Origin of the sequence: Kitasatospora sp. NBC_01266 (assembly GCF_036242395.1) — a bacterium.
GTDB lineage: Bacteria > Actinomycetota > Actinomycetes > Streptomycetales > Streptomycetaceae > Kitasatospora.
This window is the reverse complement of record NZ_CP108458.1, coordinates 4,210,587-4,225,517: the sequence shown is the minus strand read 5'-3', so window position 1 is coordinate 4,225,517 and position 14,931 is coordinate 4,210,587. Positions and strand designations below refer to the sequence as shown.

Annotated in this window: 13 protein-coding genes; 9 read left to right on the top strand and 4 right to left on the bottom strand. The window is 74.7% G+C overall.

Going from position 1 to position 14,931, the window contains the following annotated elements; all coding sequences use genetic code 11:
- Nucleotides 1-48: 48 nt before the first annotated feature.
- The 4 genes from OG403_RS18330 to OG403_RS18315 all read left to right on the top strand — a co-directional run bounded on the left by OG403_RS18330 (nucleotide 49) and on the right by OG403_RS18315 (nucleotide 3,989).
- On the top strand, nucleotides 49-786 hold the full coding sequence (locus OG403_RS18330) for a hypothetical protein (protein ID WP_329565719.1): 738 nt from the start codon (nucleotides 49-51) through the stop codon (nucleotides 784-786).
- 73 nt (nucleotides 787-859) lie between these two features.
- Complete coding sequence (locus OG403_RS18325; protein ID WP_329565717.1) at nucleotides 860-1,744, top strand: LysR family transcriptional regulator; 885 nt, start codon at nucleotides 860-862, stop codon at nucleotides 1,742-1,744.
- Nucleotides 1,745-1,810: 66 nt separating this feature from the next.
- Nucleotides 1,811-2,614: a pentapeptide repeat-containing protein gene (locus tag OG403_RS18320; protein WP_442911076.1), complete on the top strand. Its 804-nt coding sequence runs from the start codon at nucleotides 1,811-1,813 to the stop codon at nucleotides 2,612-2,614.
- A gap of 49 nt (nucleotides 2,615-2,663) precedes the next feature.
- On the top strand, nucleotides 2,664-3,989 hold the full coding sequence (locus OG403_RS18315) for a CoA transferase (RefSeq protein WP_329565713.1): 1,326 nt from the start codon (nucleotides 2,664-2,666) through the stop codon (nucleotides 3,987-3,989).
- Here the strand turns inward: OG403_RS18315 and OG403_RS18310 are convergent.
- Entirely contained in the window at nucleotides 3,962-4,798 is an 837-nt protein-coding gene (locus tag OG403_RS18310) for a MerR family transcriptional regulator (protein ID WP_329565711.1), read from the bottom strand. The genes OG403_RS18315 and OG403_RS18310 overlap by 28 nt on opposite strands.
- 104 nt (nucleotides 4,799-4,902) lie before the next feature.
- On the opposite strand from OG403_RS18310, the gene OG403_RS18305 reads away from it, so the two are divergent.
- The 4 genes from OG403_RS18305 (at nucleotide 4,903) to OG403_RS18290 (ending at nucleotide 8,948) form a co-directional block, all read left to right on the top strand.
- A complete protein-coding gene (locus tag OG403_RS18305) occupies nucleotides 4,903-5,484 on the top strand; it encodes a GNAT family N-acetyltransferase (protein ID WP_329565709.1) in 582 nt (193 codons plus the stop codon).
- A 254-nt stretch (nucleotides 5,485-5,738) separates the two neighbouring features.
- Entirely contained in the window at nucleotides 5,739-6,881 is a 1,143-nt protein-coding gene (locus OG403_RS18300) for a hypothetical protein (protein WP_329565707.1), read from the top strand.
- Between the two features lie 169 nt (nucleotides 6,882-7,050).
- Nucleotides 7,051-8,319 (top strand): hypothetical protein, encoded by a 1,269-nt coding sequence (locus tag OG403_RS18295; RefSeq protein WP_442910934.1) that lies wholly within the window; start codon nucleotides 7,051-7,053, stop codon nucleotides 8,317-8,319.
- A 146-nt stretch (nucleotides 8,320-8,465) separates the two neighbouring features.
- Nucleotides 8,466-8,948, top strand: coding sequence for a rhodanese-like domain-containing protein (locus OG403_RS18290; RefSeq protein WP_329565705.1), 483 nt, complete (start codon nucleotides 8,466-8,468; stop codon nucleotides 8,946-8,948).
- Between the two features lie 13 nt (nucleotides 8,949-8,961).
- Here OG403_RS18290 and OG403_RS18285 read toward each other — a convergent pair whose 3' ends face one another.
- From OG403_RS18285 to OG403_RS18275, 3 genes are all read right to left on the bottom strand, one after another.
- Entirely contained in the window at nucleotides 8,962-9,939 is a 978-nt protein-coding gene (locus OG403_RS18285) for a helix-turn-helix domain-containing protein (RefSeq protein ID WP_442911075.1), read from the bottom strand.
- A gap of 283 nt (nucleotides 9,940-10,222) precedes the next feature.
- The gene (locus OG403_RS18280; protein WP_329565701.1) at nucleotides 10,223-11,722 is read right to left on the bottom strand and encodes an aminopeptidase P family protein; all 1,500 of its coding nucleotides are present in this window, start codon (nucleotides 11,720-11,722) and stop codon (nucleotides 10,223-10,225) included.
- A gap of 136 nt (nucleotides 11,723-11,858) precedes the next feature.
- Nucleotides 11,859-13,562: a PP2C family protein-serine/threonine phosphatase gene (locus OG403_RS18275; protein WP_329565699.1), complete on the bottom strand. Its 1,704-nt coding sequence runs from the start codon at nucleotides 13,560-13,562 to the stop codon at nucleotides 11,859-11,861.
- A gap of 519 nt (nucleotides 13,563-14,081) precedes the next feature.
- Here OG403_RS18275 and OG403_RS18270 point away from each other — a divergent pair.
- A complete protein-coding gene (locus OG403_RS18270; RefSeq protein WP_329565697.1) occupies nucleotides 14,082-14,885 on the top strand; it encodes a bifunctional DNA primase/polymerase in 804 nt (267 codons plus the stop codon).
- Nucleotides 14,886-14,931: the final 46 nt, after the last annotated feature.

The window sequence follows — 14,931 nt, the reverse complement described above, 5'->3', positions numbered from 1 at the left end:
TCAGCGCGGCACCCAGCTGCGGACAAGACGGGGTAACGAGGAAATACCATGGCAATTCTCCGGGCCACGCAGAAGGCTCAAGTGGTCGAGAAGCTCTCCCAGGTGGCACCGCCCGGTGAGACGTTCGTCGCGTGCGTGCACGTGGAGACCGGCCCGAGCCCCTGGCTCAACGCGGTCTTCGACCGGATTCCGGTGCTCGGCCTGGTCGTCGCGCTGACCCGGCGGTTCTACTTCCTCACCCTCACCAACAGCTCGGTCGTGGTGAACTCGGCGAGCCGCTGGACCAACCGGCCCGGTGACGTGGTCGCGGTCTTCCCGCGCCACACCTTCCCGGTCAGCCGGGTGAAGCGGGCCACCGTGTGGAGCTCGATGTACCTGCAGCTGCCCGGTGACTCCTCGCCGAGCCGGCTGAACATCCACCGGTACTGGCGCAACGAGCTGGACCTGCTCTCCGCCGCCTTCCCGCCCGGGGCGATGGCGGACGGCTCGCTGCCGCCGGCCGTCGCCCAGGGGATGCCGCTGCCCGGCCAGCCCTACCCGCCGCAGGGCCTGCCGCAGGGGCAGCCCTACCCGCCGCAGGGCCAGCCGTTCCCCCCGCAGGCCCAGCCCTACCCGCCGCAGGACGCCCCGCCGCTCGCCGCTCCGCCGCTTGCCGCCCCGCCGCTCGCCGCGCAGCCGTTCCCGCCGCAGCAGCCGCCGCAGGGCCAGCCCGGCTACGGCGGACAGCAGCCGTACGGAGGCCAGCCGGGCCACCCGAGCTACGCGCCGCACCCCGACCAGCTCTGACCGCCGCCGCTCCCTCGGCTCCGCTGCTCCGCTCGCCCCGGTCCACCGTGGCGGGCGGAGTACCGTGGCGGGCGTGAACGATCTCGCCGTCCGCGAGCTGCGGATCCTGGTCGCCGTCGAGCGGGCGCGCAGCTTCACCGCCGCCGCCCAGGCGCTGGGCCTGACCCAGTCCGCCGTCTCACACGCCGTCAACTCCTGCGAGCGCAAGATCGGCGCCGTCCTGTTCGACCGCGGTCGGCACGGCGCCCGCCCCACCCCCGCCGGTGAGCGGGCGGCGGCCCACTCCCGCCGGATCCTGCGGCTGCTGGACGCGCTGCCCGACGAGGCACGCGGCGCGAGCACCAAGGTGCTCACCGGTCCGCTGCGGATCGCCGCCTTCCGCAGCGCCGCCGTCCAGCTGCTGCCCACCGCGCTGACCCGGCTGGCCGCCGCCCACCCGGGCCTGGCCCCCGAGGTGCGGATCGTCCCCGAGGTCGGGCGCGGCACCGCCGGCGAGGTCCTGGACGGCCGCGCCGACCTCGGCATCGCCACCCTGAGCGGCAGCTTCGAGCTGCCGGCCGGCGCGGTGGCGGGGGAGCTGTTCCAGGAGGAGTACTCGCTGGTCCACCCGTCCGGGAGCACCGACCCGCGCGCGCTGCCGCTGATCGACTGGGCCGAGAACTGCTCCTCCTACACCCGGGCATGGTGGCAGGCGCAGGACTGGCTGCCCGCTGCCCGGCTCGATGCCGGTGAGGACAGCGTGGTGCTCTCGATGGTCGCGCGCGGGATGGGCATGGCGATCATGCCGCGGCTCGCCCTGCTGGACGCGCCCGCCAGCGTCACGGTCACCGACCTCGGGACCGACCGGCCGACCCGGACGGTCGGCTACGTGACCACCCCCGAGCTGGCCCGCACCCTGGGGGTCCGGGCGCTGATCCGCGAACTGCGCGCGGTGGCGGCCGTCGGCGGCCCGGCCTGACTGGACCGCGGCCCGCCCGGTCGGCTCTACTCGAGACCCGTCCCCATCCGTCCGGAAGGATCCCCGATCACCGTGCCCGAGCCCACCGCCACCGCTCTGACCGGCGACTGCGCCAACTGCTTCGGCCTGTGCTGCGTGGCGCTGCCCTTCACGGCCTCGGCGGACTTCGCGATCACCAAGGACGCCGGCAAGCCCTGCCGCAACCTGGACACCGAGTTCCGCTGCGGCATCCACACGCGGCTGCGGCAGCAGGGGTTCGGCGGCTGCACGGTCTACGACTGCTTCGGCGCCGGTCAGCAGGTCTCCCAGGTCACCTACGGCGGGACCAGCTGGCGGCAGGCGCCGCAGACGGCGCGCGAGATGTTCGAGGTCTTCCCGGTGGTGCGGCAGCTGCACGAGCTGCTCCGGTACCTGGGCGAAGCCCTGCGGCTGGCGCCGACGGCCGACTTGCGCGCGCTGCTCGCCGAGACCGAGGCGCTCGCCGCCGGCACCCCCGCCGAGCTGCTCGCCCTGGATGTCGCCGCCCACCGCGGGCGGGTCAACACCCTGCTGCTGGAGACCAGCGAACGCGTCCGCGCCGCCGTCCCGGGCAAGAAGCGCGACCGCCGCGGCGCCGACCTGATCGGCGCCAGGCTGGCCGGCAGCTCGCTGCGCGGCGCGGACCTGCGCGGCGCCTACCTGATCGCCGCCGATCTCAGCCGCGCCGACCTGCGCAGCGCCGACCTGATCGGCGCGGACCTGCGCGACGCCAAGCTGCACGGCGCCGACCTCACCGACGCCTTCTTCCTCACCCAGCCCCAGCTGAACGCCGCCAAGGGCGACGCCGCCACCAAGCTCCCCACCGGCCTGACCCGCCCGCCCCACTGGTGACCACCACCCGCTCGGCCCGCCCCTGGCCCGACCGGGCCAGAATGCCGGTATGACAGTTCATCACGACGCCGCCACCGCCCACGCCTGGTCCGCGCTCGGCGGGGCGCCGCAGCTCTCGGCGGGTGTGGCGTACCAGCCCGCGCCCGGGGTGCTGCCGAGCCGGCTGGCCGTGCGGGAGCTGGCCCGGGCGACGGTCGGGGTCTGCTCGCTGGCGGCGGCCGAGCTGCTGGCAGTGCGCACCGGCGCGGCTGTCCCGGACGTGCTGGTGGACGAGGCGGCGGTGGCCTCGGCGTTCGTCAGTGAGCGGCTGCTGCGGATCGACGGGCGGGCGCTGACCAGCTTCGCACCGCTCTCCGGCTTCTGGCGCACCGCCGACGGGTGGGTGCGCACGCACGCCAACTACCCGCATCACCGCGAGCGGTTGCTGGCGGCGCTCGGCACCACGCCCGAGCGGTTCGCCGCCGAGCTCGCGGGACGCGCGGCGGTGGAGGTGCAGGAGACGGCCTACGCCGCCGGCGCGCTGGCGGTGGCGGTCGGCGAAGCCGAGCGGACGGATCATCAGCTGGTCGAGCGCACGGAGCGCGGGCAGAGCCGGCGGCGGCTCGCCCCCGCCGCGCTGCCCGCCGCCGGGGTCCGGGTGCTCGACCTCACCCGGGTCATCGCCGGCCCCGTCGCCACCCGCACCCTCGCGCTGCTCGGGGCGGACGTGCTGCGCGTCGATTCGCCGCGCCTGCCGGAGAGCGAGGACGCGCACGCCGACACCGGTTTCGGCAAGCGGTCCGTCCGGCTCGACCTGGACCGCCCCGCCGACCTGGCAACCCTGCGCGAGCTGATCGCCACCGCCGACGTGCTGGTCACCGGCTACCGCCCCGGTGCGCTCGACCACTACGGGCTGACGCCCGCCGAGCTGCCGCCGGGACTGATCGTGGCGCAGCTCTGCGCCTGGGGTTGGCAAGGGCCGTGGGCGGGGCGCCGCGGGTTCGACAGCCTGGTGCAGGCCCGCTGCGGGATCGCGATGCTCGAGGCCGACCAGGACGGGCACCCCGGCGCGCTGCCGGCCCAGGCGCTGGACCACGGCACCGGGTACCTGCTGGCGGCGGGGGTGCTGCGGGCGCTGACCGAGCGCGAGCGCGGCGGCGCGGGCACGCTGCTGCGCTTCTCGCTCGCCGCCACCGCCCAGTGGCTGCTCGGGCTGCCGGCGGGGGAGGGCGGCGAGGCGGACACCCCCGTGCCCCGCCTTGCCGAGACCCCCTCCCCGTACGGCCTGCTCCGCCACGCCCGCCCGCCGATCGGCTACCCCGGCGCGCCCACCCGCTGGGCGAGCGGCCCCACCCGCTGGGGCACCGATCAGCCCGCCTGGACCACCGGTTCCTGAATCTCCGTCACCCACCCGGCCTGGTCCTCGGGGCACTCCAGGTACAGCTCCCGCGCGTACCCCGTGGACCGCCAGCCGTTGCCCTCGATCCAGCGGGCCAGGCTCTGGGCGCTGCCCAGCAGGTCGTCCATCGACCCCCGGTGCACGATGGTGGCGGCCGCCGCCAGCGCGGGCAGGTCGACGATCGCGAACCCGGCGGGATGCCGCTCCAGCGGAGCCGGGGCCGCCACCGGGAAGGCCGCGTGCACCAGCACGGCGCCCGAACCGTCCGCCACCGGCTCGTAGTAGGCGATGCCCGGCCCGGCCATGGCCAGGTCGGACTCCGCCAGCAGCCGGCAGAGCCGGTCGAAGAGCGGCCCGACCACCGGGCTGATCTGCTCCGGCTCGTAGCCGCCGGCCACGGCGCTCAGTTCGGCCACCCGGACGGCCGGGATCGGCTTGACCACCACGTCGTTGCTGTTCATCTTGCCCTCGCTCTCGATTGTCCGGAGCCTCGCCTCGACCTGGGCCAGTCGGGCCGTTGCGGCGGTCACCGCCTCGGCCAGCTCGCTGTGCCGCAGCCGCAGCATGCCGCGCAGTTGCTCGGTGCCGACCTGCTCGTCCAGGATCGCCTTGACCTGGTCCAGGGTGAACCCGAGGTCCTTGAGCGCGATCACCCGGTTGAGCCGGGCCAACTGGGCCGCCGCGTAGAAGCGGTAGCCGCTGACCGGGTCGACCTGGGCGGGGTGCAGCAGGCCGATGGCGTCGTAGTGCCGCAGCATGCGGACCGATACGCGGCCGTGCCTGGCGAAGTCTCCGATGGTGAACATGATGGCTCCACTCCATGCCCTGACACGGTGTGAGGGTCAAGCGCCCGCCGGATCGGGCTGGAAAGGCCTGTTCGGCCGCGACGCACCGTGGCTACGCTCCGGGAATGATCAATACCACCAGAGCCTTGCACACCGTGACCACCGAGCGGCTCGAACTGCGGGCCGTGCGCCTCGACGACCTGGACCCGCTCTTCGCGATCAACTCCGACCCCGAGGTCTGGCGGCACCGGCCGCAGGGGCGGCACGCCGAGATCGGGCAGACCCGGGAGTGGATCGAGCGGGCGGTGGAGGGCTGGGCCAGCGGGCTCAGCTACTGGACGGTGCGGCTGCGCGCGGTGGGCGGGGCCGGCGACGGCACCGGGCCGGTGATCGGCATCGGCGGCGTGCAGGAGCAGCGGGCGCGCGGCCACTGGAACCTCTACTACCGGCTGGCCGCCGCCCACTGGGGCCGGGGCTACGCGACCGAGCTGAGCCGGGCGGCGCTCGCCGCCGCTCGGCAGCACACCCCGCAGCTGCCGGTCTTCGCCTGGATCCACCCGCAGAACCCGGGATCGCTCGCGGTGGCCGGGCGGCTCGGGCTGGTCGACCACGGCCTGCGGCAGGACCCGATCTACCGCGACACGCTCCACCTCTTCGCCGACCGCCCGCCGGCCCAGTGGCCGGTGCAGCCCGGAGCCATCAGCTGACAGGAAGTCAACCATGCTCAGACAGCTGCCGGTTCGCCATCGCCAGGTCGCTGACCGGACGTCCGGCATTCGCTGACCGGACACTCGGCTGAACGCCCGGAGTGGGCACTGGGCGCAGTGCGGAGATTTTGCGAACGGGCCCTAACCCCGGGCCTGGAATTGTGAGTTGGTCCGATATTCTCCGTCGAACTTCTCCCGCGAGCCCAGGGGCGTCTCTCCCGGGTGCGGCTCTTGATGATGGGGTGCTCACGCTCATGCGTCGTTCTCTCGCCCTGGCCGCGATCGGCACGCTGGCCTCCTCGGCCGTGCTGACCGGAGCCTGCGCCGCGTTCGCGGTGCCCGGCACGGCGGTGACCAGCCCAGTGCCCGCGGTCTCGGCGAACGGGTCCGCACCGCGACAGGTGCAGCCGGCCAAGGAGGTGCCGGACGCGGTCGGTCCCAAGCTCGCGGTCGAGGGACTGCCGCACGAGATCACCGCCGGTGACGAGCCGACCGGCTTCACCGTCGAACTGACCAACCGTTCGGACAGTGACCTGGTCTTCTACCCGGCGGTCAAGGTGAACGACCGTGCGGGCAAGGTCGACAACACCGCGCTGCTGCTGGACTACAAGAAGAACCGCCAGGACTGGGAAGAGAGCACCATCCCGACCTTCATGGACGATGTCCGGCTGCTCGGTCCGGTGGACGGCGGCGGGGTGCCGGCGCCGGACGCGCTGATCTACGTGAAGGCGGGCAAGTCGGTCTCGATCAAGGTGCGGCTCGGGCTGCCGGACGACAATCCGACCGGGACGGCCTTCGCGCAGTTCATCGCGTACTGGCTGCCGGTGGACGCCGCGCCCGACCAGCCCGGGGTGCTGTCCGCGAGCGAGCCCGCCTTCTTCTGCGTGCTGCCGCCCGGGGGCGGGGAGCCGACCGGTAGCCCGTCGGCGAGCTCCTCCAGCTCCGCGCCCTCGTCTCCGTCGCCGAGTCCCTCGAGCTCCGCGACCTCCTCGCCGTCGTCCCCGTCGTCCCCGTCGTCTCCCTCGCCGAGCGCCTCGACCTCCTCCTCGTCGTCGCCGAGCTCGAGCGGCAGCCCGAGCGGCAGCCCGAGTGGCAGCCCGAGCAGCAGCCCGAGCGGCTCGGCCTCCGCCGGGGGCGGCACCCCGTCCGCCTCGTCCTCCGGCGGCGCGGTCACCCCCTTCCCGGTGCCGCCGCCGCAGGCCTCCGCCGTGCCGGTTCCGGCCGCCGCCGTGCAGCAGGCCAAGGCCGCCGAGACGGCGGACGAGCAGAGCCTGGCCTTCACCGGCGGTGGCAGCGATGCCGCGCCGATCGCCATCGCGGGTGCCACCGTGCTCGCCGCCGGGGTCGGCACCCTGGTCCTGGTGCGTCGCCGCAAGGGCGCCGCACGGCACGCCTGACCTGCTGAGTCTGTTGAACGGACGGTGTGCAGCGCACCCCGGGCCCGGCCGAGCAGCCGCTCGGCCGGGCCCGGGGTGCGCTGTGTGTGATGTCACAGTAGGCGGGCTGTTTCAACTGATCGCATAGGATGTCCGGCCGAGGGGGCCGGTGCGGGGAAGAGGAACAGAGGTGCGCGGAGCGAGCGCGGACAACAGTGCGAGCGACTACGGGTCGAACACCGGCCGGATCGCCAGCCTGCCTGTCCGCAGACACCACGTGCTTCTGGTCGCTTGGACGATCATCTGGTTCCTGATCGTCGAACCCAGTGGCGGATTCTCCTGGCACTACCTGCGCGAGGGCGAGCAACTGCTCTTCAGCGGTGGCGAGGGCGGCGGCCTGGCGCTCTACGCGCACCATCCCGAGCTCCAGATCGGCCCGGTGAGCCTGGCGGCGGCCCGGCTCTTCGCGCCGTTCCCGGCCCATGTCGGGCAGGTGCTGGCCGAGGCGACGATGTCCGTGCTCGGCCTGATCATGCTGGTCCTGGTCGGCCGTACCGCCGCCTGGTACTACCGGGGCACCGGCACCAACCACCGCCGGCTCCAGCAGCGGATCCTGATCGCGGGCCTGGCCTTCATCCCGATGTGGGTGGAGGTGTCGGTCCGCTTCGCGCACATGGACGACGTGCTGGCGCTCTTCTTCACCATGCTCGCGGTGCACTCGCTGGTCCGGAACAAGCCGGTCGCGGTGGGGGTCTTCCTGGCCCTGGCGGTGGACTCCAAGCCCTGGGCGATCTCCTTCCTCCCGCTGATCCTGGCGCTGCCCAAGCCGGCCTGGCGGCGGTCCTTCCTCTGGTGCGTCGGGCTGATCGCCCTCGCCTGGCTGCCGTTCTACCTGAGCAACCTGGGCTCGCTGTCGGCCGCCAAGTTCACCATCCCCAACCAGCCGGCCTCCTCGCTGCGCTGGCTGGGCGTCTCCGATCCGTCCACCCCCTGGTGGGACCGGCCCGCGCAGTTCGCGATCGGGATGGGCCTGGGCACCCTGGCGGTGCGCCGCGGGCGCTGGCCGGCCGTGGTGCTGGTCGGCGCCAACGCCCGGATCCTGCTGGACCCGAGCGTCTACACCTACTACACCGCCTCGATCCTGCTGGGCACCCTGCTCTGGGACGCGGTCGGGCAGCGCCGCCTGGTGCCCTGGTGGAGCTGGATCGCGCTGGCCTCGCTCTACGGCGGCACGCTGCTGATCCCCTCGGACTCGGCCAAGGGCATGGTCCGGCTGGCCTTCGTGGTGATCTCCACCGCCTACGTGCTGCTCTGGCCCACCAAGAAGCCGCGTCGCGGCCGGGGCGGTGCGAGCCCTGGCGGGGGCCGGGGCAGCGGTGGCCGGCGGGGCAGGGGCCGGGCCTCGATCCCGCGTCCGGCCGGTGGCGAGGTCCGCACCCCCGCCGCCATGCGCGGCTGATCCGGGCCGGCCGGTTGGCGGGATCTTGGCGGTCGTAGTCGGCAGCGCCACTGTCGGCGGTCGCGGCCCGCGGCGGAAGATCGTCTCACCGCCCGGAACGCCCGGCACATCCTGACCGCGCTGACCGCCTCGCCGAGGAGCCGACGATGACCGCCGCCCCCGCCCCCGTCACCACCCCTGCCGCCGCCCCCTCGCCCGTCACCGGGATCCCGGCGCTCGCGCCCGAGCGCGCCTTCGCCTTCTTCGCCGAGCGCCTCGGCTGCCAGGCCGACCCCGCCGACGTCTGGTACGCGCTGCGCGACGGCCGGGCGGACTTCACCATCGTCGACGTCCGGATCGAGGGTGCCCACCGCAGGACCCACCTGCCCGGCGCGGTCAGCCTGCCGCTGGCCGAGATCACCGCCGAGAGGGTCGCCGAGCTGCCCCCGGGCCTGCTGGTGGTCTACTGCTGGGGCCCGGCCTGCAACGGCTCCACCAAGGGCGCGATGAAGCTCGCCGCGCTCGGCCGCCAGGTCAAGGAGATGATCGGCGGCCTGGAGTACTGGATCCGCGAGGGCTGGCCCACCGAGGGCCGCCGCCCGGTGGACCCGAGCACCGCCACCCCCGCCGACCTCGGCCTGGTCTGCTGAGCCGCCCTGCGGCTCAGGCCGGGCCGCTGCCGAAGGAGCGCCGGTAGGCGGTCGGCGAGGTGCGCATGGTGCGGCTGAAGTGGTGCCGGTAGGTCGCCGCGCTCTCAAAGCCGACGGCCGCGGCGATCTCCTCCACCGTCCCGTCCAGCGACTCCAGCAGCGGCAGGCTGGCCGCGATGCGCTGGGTGATCACCCAGCGCATCGGGCTGGTGCCGTTGCGCGCGGTGAAGTGCCGCAGGTACGAACGGTCGGACATCCGGGCCGCCCTGGCCAGCAGCGAGACGCTCAGCGGCGAGGCCAGGTGGTCCAGCGCCCACCGCATGCTCTGCGCCACCCCGTCCTCCTCCTCGGCCACCGGCTTGACCGCGGCCTCGATGAACTGCGCCTGCCCGCCGTCCCGGTGCGGTGACACCACGAAGCGCCGGGCCACCGTGTTGGCCACCTTCGCGCCGTGGTCGGCGCGCACCAGGTGCAGGCACAGGTCGATGCCGGCCGCGCTGCCGGCGCTGGTCAGCAGGTCGCCGTGGTCCACGTAGAGCACGTCCGGGTTGACCCGCACCGCCGGGTACCGCTGCCGCAGCAGCTCGGCGTACCGCCAGTGCGTGGTGGCCTCCCGGCCGTCCAGCAGCCCGGCGGCGGCCAGCGCGAAGGCGCCCGAGCAGATCGACACGATCCGGGCCCCGCGCTCGTGCGCCGTGCGCAGCGCGGCGACCAGCTCGGGCGAGACCGCGTCGCCGAAGGCGCCCGCCACCCCGGTCACGATCACCGTGTCGGCCGCCGCCAGCTCCGCCAGCCCGTGCCGCGCGGTGAGCGAGAACCCGCCGACCACGGCGAGCGGCGTCCCGGGCCGGTCCGCGCAGACCTTGAGCCCGTACCAGGGTGCGGCCAGCAGCCCGGCCAGCTCGGGCCTGGCCAGCCCGAAGACCTCCACCACCACCCCGAGCTCGAACGGTGCCATCCCGTCGAAGACGTAGACCGCCACGGTGTGCACCGGCTCGGGGCAGCGCCCGATCGCCACGTCCACCGGCCGCGCTGTGCCTCGCTCGGTCATGGACCCCCCTGTGCGCGCGGCGAACTGCTGGCGAGTGTAGTGCGCGGCGCGGTGACGGCGGTTCATCTCCCGGTCGGCCGAACGGCGTCGACCGATCGATGACCGGGGCTGCCAGGAAACGTCTGAAGTGAGCCCGAGCCCGCCGGTCCAGGGCCCGAACAACGCCGCGGCGCCCCGCCCCTGATCGGGGCCGGGCGCCGCGGCAGGCGCGCGGGGCGGCAGGTCAGCCGCTCAGCGAGGCCATCCACGCCTCCACCTCGTCCGCCGTGCGCGGCAGCGCTGCGGAGAGGTTCTCGTTGCCCTCGGCGGTCACCAGGATGTCGTCCTCGATCCGCACCCCGATGCCCCGGTACTCCTCGGGCACCGTCAGGTCGTCCTGCTGGAAGTACAGACCGGGCTCCACGGTCAGGCAGACGCCCGGCTCCAGCACCCCGTCCACGTAGGACTCGCGGCGCGCCTGGGCGCAGTCGTGCACGTCCAGGCCGAGCATGTGGCCGGTGCCGTGCAGGGTCCAGCGGCGCTGCAGACCCAGCTCCAGGACCTTCTCGACGTCGTAGAGCGAGGCGTCCAGCAGACCCCAGGCGAGCAGGTGCTCGGCCAGCACGCGCTGGGCGGCGTCGTGGAAGTCGCGGAACCGGGCACCGGGCTTGACGGCCGCGATGCCGGCCTCCTGCGCCTGGTACACGGCGTCGTAGATCTTGCGCTGCAGCGGGGAGAAGGTCCCGCTGATCGGCAGCGTGCGGGTGACGTCGGCGGTGTAGAGGGTGGTGGTCTCCACGCCGGCGTCCAGCAGCAGCAGTTCGCCGGGGCGGACCTCGCCGTCGTTGCGCACCCAGTGCAGGGTGGTGGCGTGCGGGCCGGCGGCGGCGATCGAGCCGTAGCCGACGTCGTTGCCCTCGACCCGGGCGCGGCGCCAGAAGGTGCCCTCGATCCAGCGCTCGGAGGTGGCCACGGCCTGGCCCAACTCCCGCACCACATCGGTGAATCCGTTGACGGTGGCGGTGCAGGCAGCGCGCAGCTGCCCGATCTCCCAGTCGTCCTTGACCAGCCGCAGGGTGCTGAGGAAGATCTTCAGCTCCTCGTCACCCTCCTCGGTGCTGGTGACCGCCTCCTCCAGACCGGCGTCGTAGCCGCGCACGATCCGGGTGGTCACCGCGGCGTCGGCGGCGGCCAGCTCCTCGGCGGCCTTGCGCACGTCCCGGGTGGGCAGCCCGAGCAGCTGCTCGGCCTCGGCCAGGCTGTGCCGCCGGCCCACCCACAGCTCGCCCTGGCCGTCCAGCCAGAACTCGCCGTTCTCCCGGTTGGAGCGCGGCAGCAGGTAGAGGGCCTGGTCGTGGCCGCCGTCGGCGCGCGGCTCCAGCACCAGCACGGCGTCCTCGCTCTGGTCGCCGGTCAGGTGCACGTACTCGCTGGCGGCGCGGAAGGAGTACTCGGTGTCGTTGGCCCGGGTCCGCAGGTTGCCCGCGGGGACCACCAGGCGCTGGCCGGGGAAGGCGGCCGACAGCGCGGCCCGGCGGGCGGCGGTGTGCGGGGCCTGCTCGATCGGGGCCAGCCCGCGCAGCTCGGTGTCGGCCCAGCCGGACTTCATCGACGCGGCCAGCTCGTCGGAGACCTCGCCGTACAGGCCGTTCTTGCGGCCCTTGATCGGCTGCTCCGCCGACTCCTGCTCGGTGCCGGCCCCTTCGGGGTTGTCCGCCGCTGCCGGGGTGCGGTCCTCGGTCACGCTCGTCGCCTCCTCGCAAGTCACTCCGCCCCGACGCGTCGGATCGCGACACGTGACGGGCGGCTGTGGCTCCCATGGTACGGACGACCTGCCGATCAACCGTTCGGGAGGGGCCGCGGCGAGCCCGGGGGGCCTGCTACTCGAAGCGCGCCGCCAGCAGCACCAGGTCGTCGGTGGCCTCGCCCGGACCGTCGGCGCAGCAGTCCAGCAGGTGCGCGCAGAGCCGGTCCGGGTCGTGCCGCACCTCGCGCGGGGCGTCCGCGGCGGCCTTGCGCAGCCGGGCCTGGCCGGCGTGCAGGGTGGCACCGCAGCGGCGGGCCAGGCCCTCGGTATAGAGCAGCAGCAGGTCGCCGCGCTCGGCGTTGAGCTCCACGCCCGGGGCCTCCCAGCAGCTGAGCATGCCCAGCGGGGCGGAGAGCGAGGTCTCGACGAAGTTGGCGCCGTAGCGGGTGACCAGCAGCGGCGGGCAGTGGCCCGCGCCGGCCAGGGTGATCCGGCGCTCCCCGGGGTCCAGGCAGGCGTAGAGGGCGGTGGCGGTGCGGGCCGGCTCGCAGGACTTGAGCAGCAGCTCCAGATCGCCGAGCACGGCTACCGGGTCCTCGCCCTCCAGCACCGCGTAGGCGCGCAGCGCGGCCCGCAGCCGGCCCATCGCGCTGGCCGCACCGGTGGCCGAGGAGGGGCCGGCGCCGGGGCCGTCGCCGGAGACCGAGCCCACCGTCAGCCCGATCGAGCCGTCCGGCAGCACGATCGCGTCGTACCAGTCGCTGCCCGTCGCGTGCTCCAGGCCGGCCGGCCGCCAGCGGGCGGCCAGCCGCAGGCCGGGCAGGTAGGGCAGGTGGTCGGGCAGCAGGCCGCGGCGCAGCGCCTCGGTGGCCTGCCGGCTGCGGTCGGCGGCCAGCCGGCCGGCCAGCAGCGGGGCCGCGAAGGAGATGTAGCTCCGGGCCAACTCCTGTTGCAGTTCGGTGGGTTGATCGGCAGTCGGGTAGAACCAGACGGCGGCGGCGAGCGGGCCGTCCGGCTCGGTGGCCACCGGCAGCGCGAAGCAGGCGCCGAGCCCGAGGTCGGCGGCCACCTCGCGGAACCTGGGGGCCACCTCGGGGACGGTGGCGGTCAGGTCGCGCAGCAGCAGCTGGCGCGGGCGCCCGGTGGCGCGCAGCAGGCCGGCGAACGGGCCGTGGTCGACCGGGACCGTCTCCAGCGCGCCGATCGCGGCGTGGTCCAGGGCCAGGCCCACCATCGGGCCGTGGCCCGCGTGGTCCCGCCAGCCGGTGCTGGGCGGGCCGGCGACGGCGGGTGCGAGCTCGGCGGCGGCCCGGCCGGCGGACGGCCGGCTCTCGCCGCCCTCCCTGGCCACCGGGACCAGCAGCGCACGGGTGGCGCCGAGCAGTTCGCCGCCGGAGTCGAGCAGGGTGGTCAGGGTGGCGGTCAGGCCACGGGCCCGGGCCAGCCGCTCGGTGTGCCGGTGCAACTGCTCCAGCGCCGCGAGCCGCTCCAGCGGGGGCAGCTGGTCCAGTCGGGCGGCCGGTTCACCGAGCGGGCCACCGGGCGCCGGGTCGGCCGGGCGGCCGGTCGCCGCGCCGGTCGCCCGCGCCGCCGCCTGGTCCACCAGGTCTCCCGCCGCTGCCGCCACCCCGCCGGCCGCCTCGGCCGGCCGGGCCGACGGGGCCTCGGGGAGAGCGGGTTGCGGCAGGTTGAGCAGGGTGGCCAGGCTGCCGGGCGCGGGTTGCGGCCCGTCCCCGCCGCCGGCGCTCTCGGCCGGTTCGGGCGAACCACCGCTCGCGCCGGCGCTCGTGCCACTGCTGCTCATGCCGGCCGCGCCGGTCGGACGCTTGTCACTCATGCCGCGACTCCCAGCGCTGTGGCCATACCGTACAAAGGCCTGCCAAACCACTCCAATGCCCCACTTCTACACAGGACGTTCTACACAGGACGGTCGGCGCGTGTCCAGGATCGGGGCCCTGCCGGATGGCTGGTTCTGCGTTGGTGCGTGGACGGCACCGTCAGCGGGCAGAAGCTGTCCAGAGGTTGCCGGACCCTGCCCGGAGCGTAGGGATCCCCCCGCCCGGCAACCGGGCTGACCAGTCGTCACTCACTCGTACGGTGGAACCAGAGGCCGCCGAAGGGCGTCCATCTGGTCGCATGAGGGATTCTCGTTCCAGGGACGCGCCCGAGGCCTGCCCGGGTCGGCGTCCCGTCGCGCATGACGCCGAGTACATCCTGCGGCTCCCCGGCCGCGCCAGTGTTCAGCCGGTTCCGCAGCTGTTCGAGCCATCGGCTGTCGAGCCGGTCGATCGTGGGCCGGTCCGCCGGCCGCCCATCCGGTCTTGATCCACCCGGTCGCGGAGAGGAACGAGTGCCCATGCGTGACTCGCGGGAGTTGTCCAGCAGGCACCGCAGGACCCGGCAGGCGCTGCTCCAGGCGGCGCTGACCTGCGCGGAGCGGTGGCGCTGGCCGGTGGTGCCCGGCGCGGTACTGGTCGAGCGGGTCGACGGACTGGGGGACCTGGGTGCCCCCGGCGAGTTGCCGAACGGCGACCCGGCGCCGGGTGAGCCGGCGGCGCCCGGGCCCCGGACGGTCTGCTCCTGCGGCGACCCGCGCTGCGCGGTGCCCGCCGCACACCCGCTCGACCAGTCCCTGCTGGCGGCCACCACCGATGCCCGGATGGTGCGTTGGTGGTGGGAGCGGCACAGTCCGCAGGCGCCGGTGATCGTGGCGACCGGCGGGGCGGTGGCGGCGGTCAGCGTGCCGGCGGTGGCGGGCGGGCGGCTGCTGGCGTATCTGGACGCGCTGCGCCTGCCGGTGGGCCCGGTGCTGGCCGGCCCGACCCGCTGGGCGCTGCTGGTCGCGCCCTACTCCTACCCCGAGTTGGCGGAGCTGCTGGTGGACCAGGAGCGGACGCTCTGCCCGGGCGGGGCGCCCGGCGAGGTGCCGAGCTCGGTGCGCTACCACGGGCCGGGCGGGTTCCTGGTGCTGCCGCCCTCGCGGGTCGGCGATGCGGGCACGCCGGGCCGAAGGCTGGGGGAGGGCGCGGGGGTGCGCTGGGTGCGGCGGCCGGTGGCGGCGCCGGGCGGCGGGGTGCGGCTGCCGCCGGTGGCGAGCCTGCTGGAGGCACTGCTGGCAGCCGGATCGGCGGCGCCGGACGGGAGTCGACTGGCCTACTGACGGGCCGTCGGACCAGGTGCTGGAGGCCGTCGGAAGCGTCACGACG

Bases quoted from the DNA above. Each gene is read 5' to 3' on its own strand.
- OG403_RS18275 (WP_329565699.1), bottom strand. From the start codon at position 13,562: ATGAGTGACAAGCGTCCGACCGGCGCGGCCGGCATGAGCAGCAGTGGC.
- OG403_RS18300 (WP_329565707.1), top strand. From the start codon at position 5,739: ATGCGTCGTTCTCTCGCCCTGGCCGCGATCGGCACGCTGGCCTCCTCG.
- OG403_RS18305 (WP_329565709.1), top strand. From the start codon at position 4,903: ATGATCAATACCACCAGAGCCTTGCACACCGTGACCACCGAGCGGCTC.
- OG403_RS18330 (WP_329565719.1), top strand. From the start codon at position 49: ATGGCAATTCTCCGGGCCACGCAGAAGGCTCAAGTGGTCGAGAAGCTC.
- OG403_RS18270 (WP_329565697.1), top strand. From the start codon at position 14,082: ATGCGTGACTCGCGGGAGTTGTCCAGCAGGCACCGCAGGACCCGGCAG.
- OG403_RS18290 (WP_329565705.1), top strand. From the start codon at position 8,466: ATGACCGCCGCCCCCGCCCCCGTCACCACCCCTGCCGCCGCCCCCTCG.
- OG403_RS18310 (WP_329565711.1), bottom strand. From the start codon at position 4,798: ATGTTCACCATCGGAGACTTCGCCAGGCACGGCCGCGTATCGGTCCGC.
- OG403_RS18315 (WP_329565713.1), top strand. From the start codon at position 2,664: ATGACAGTTCATCACGACGCCGCCACCGCCCACGCCTGGTCCGCGCTC.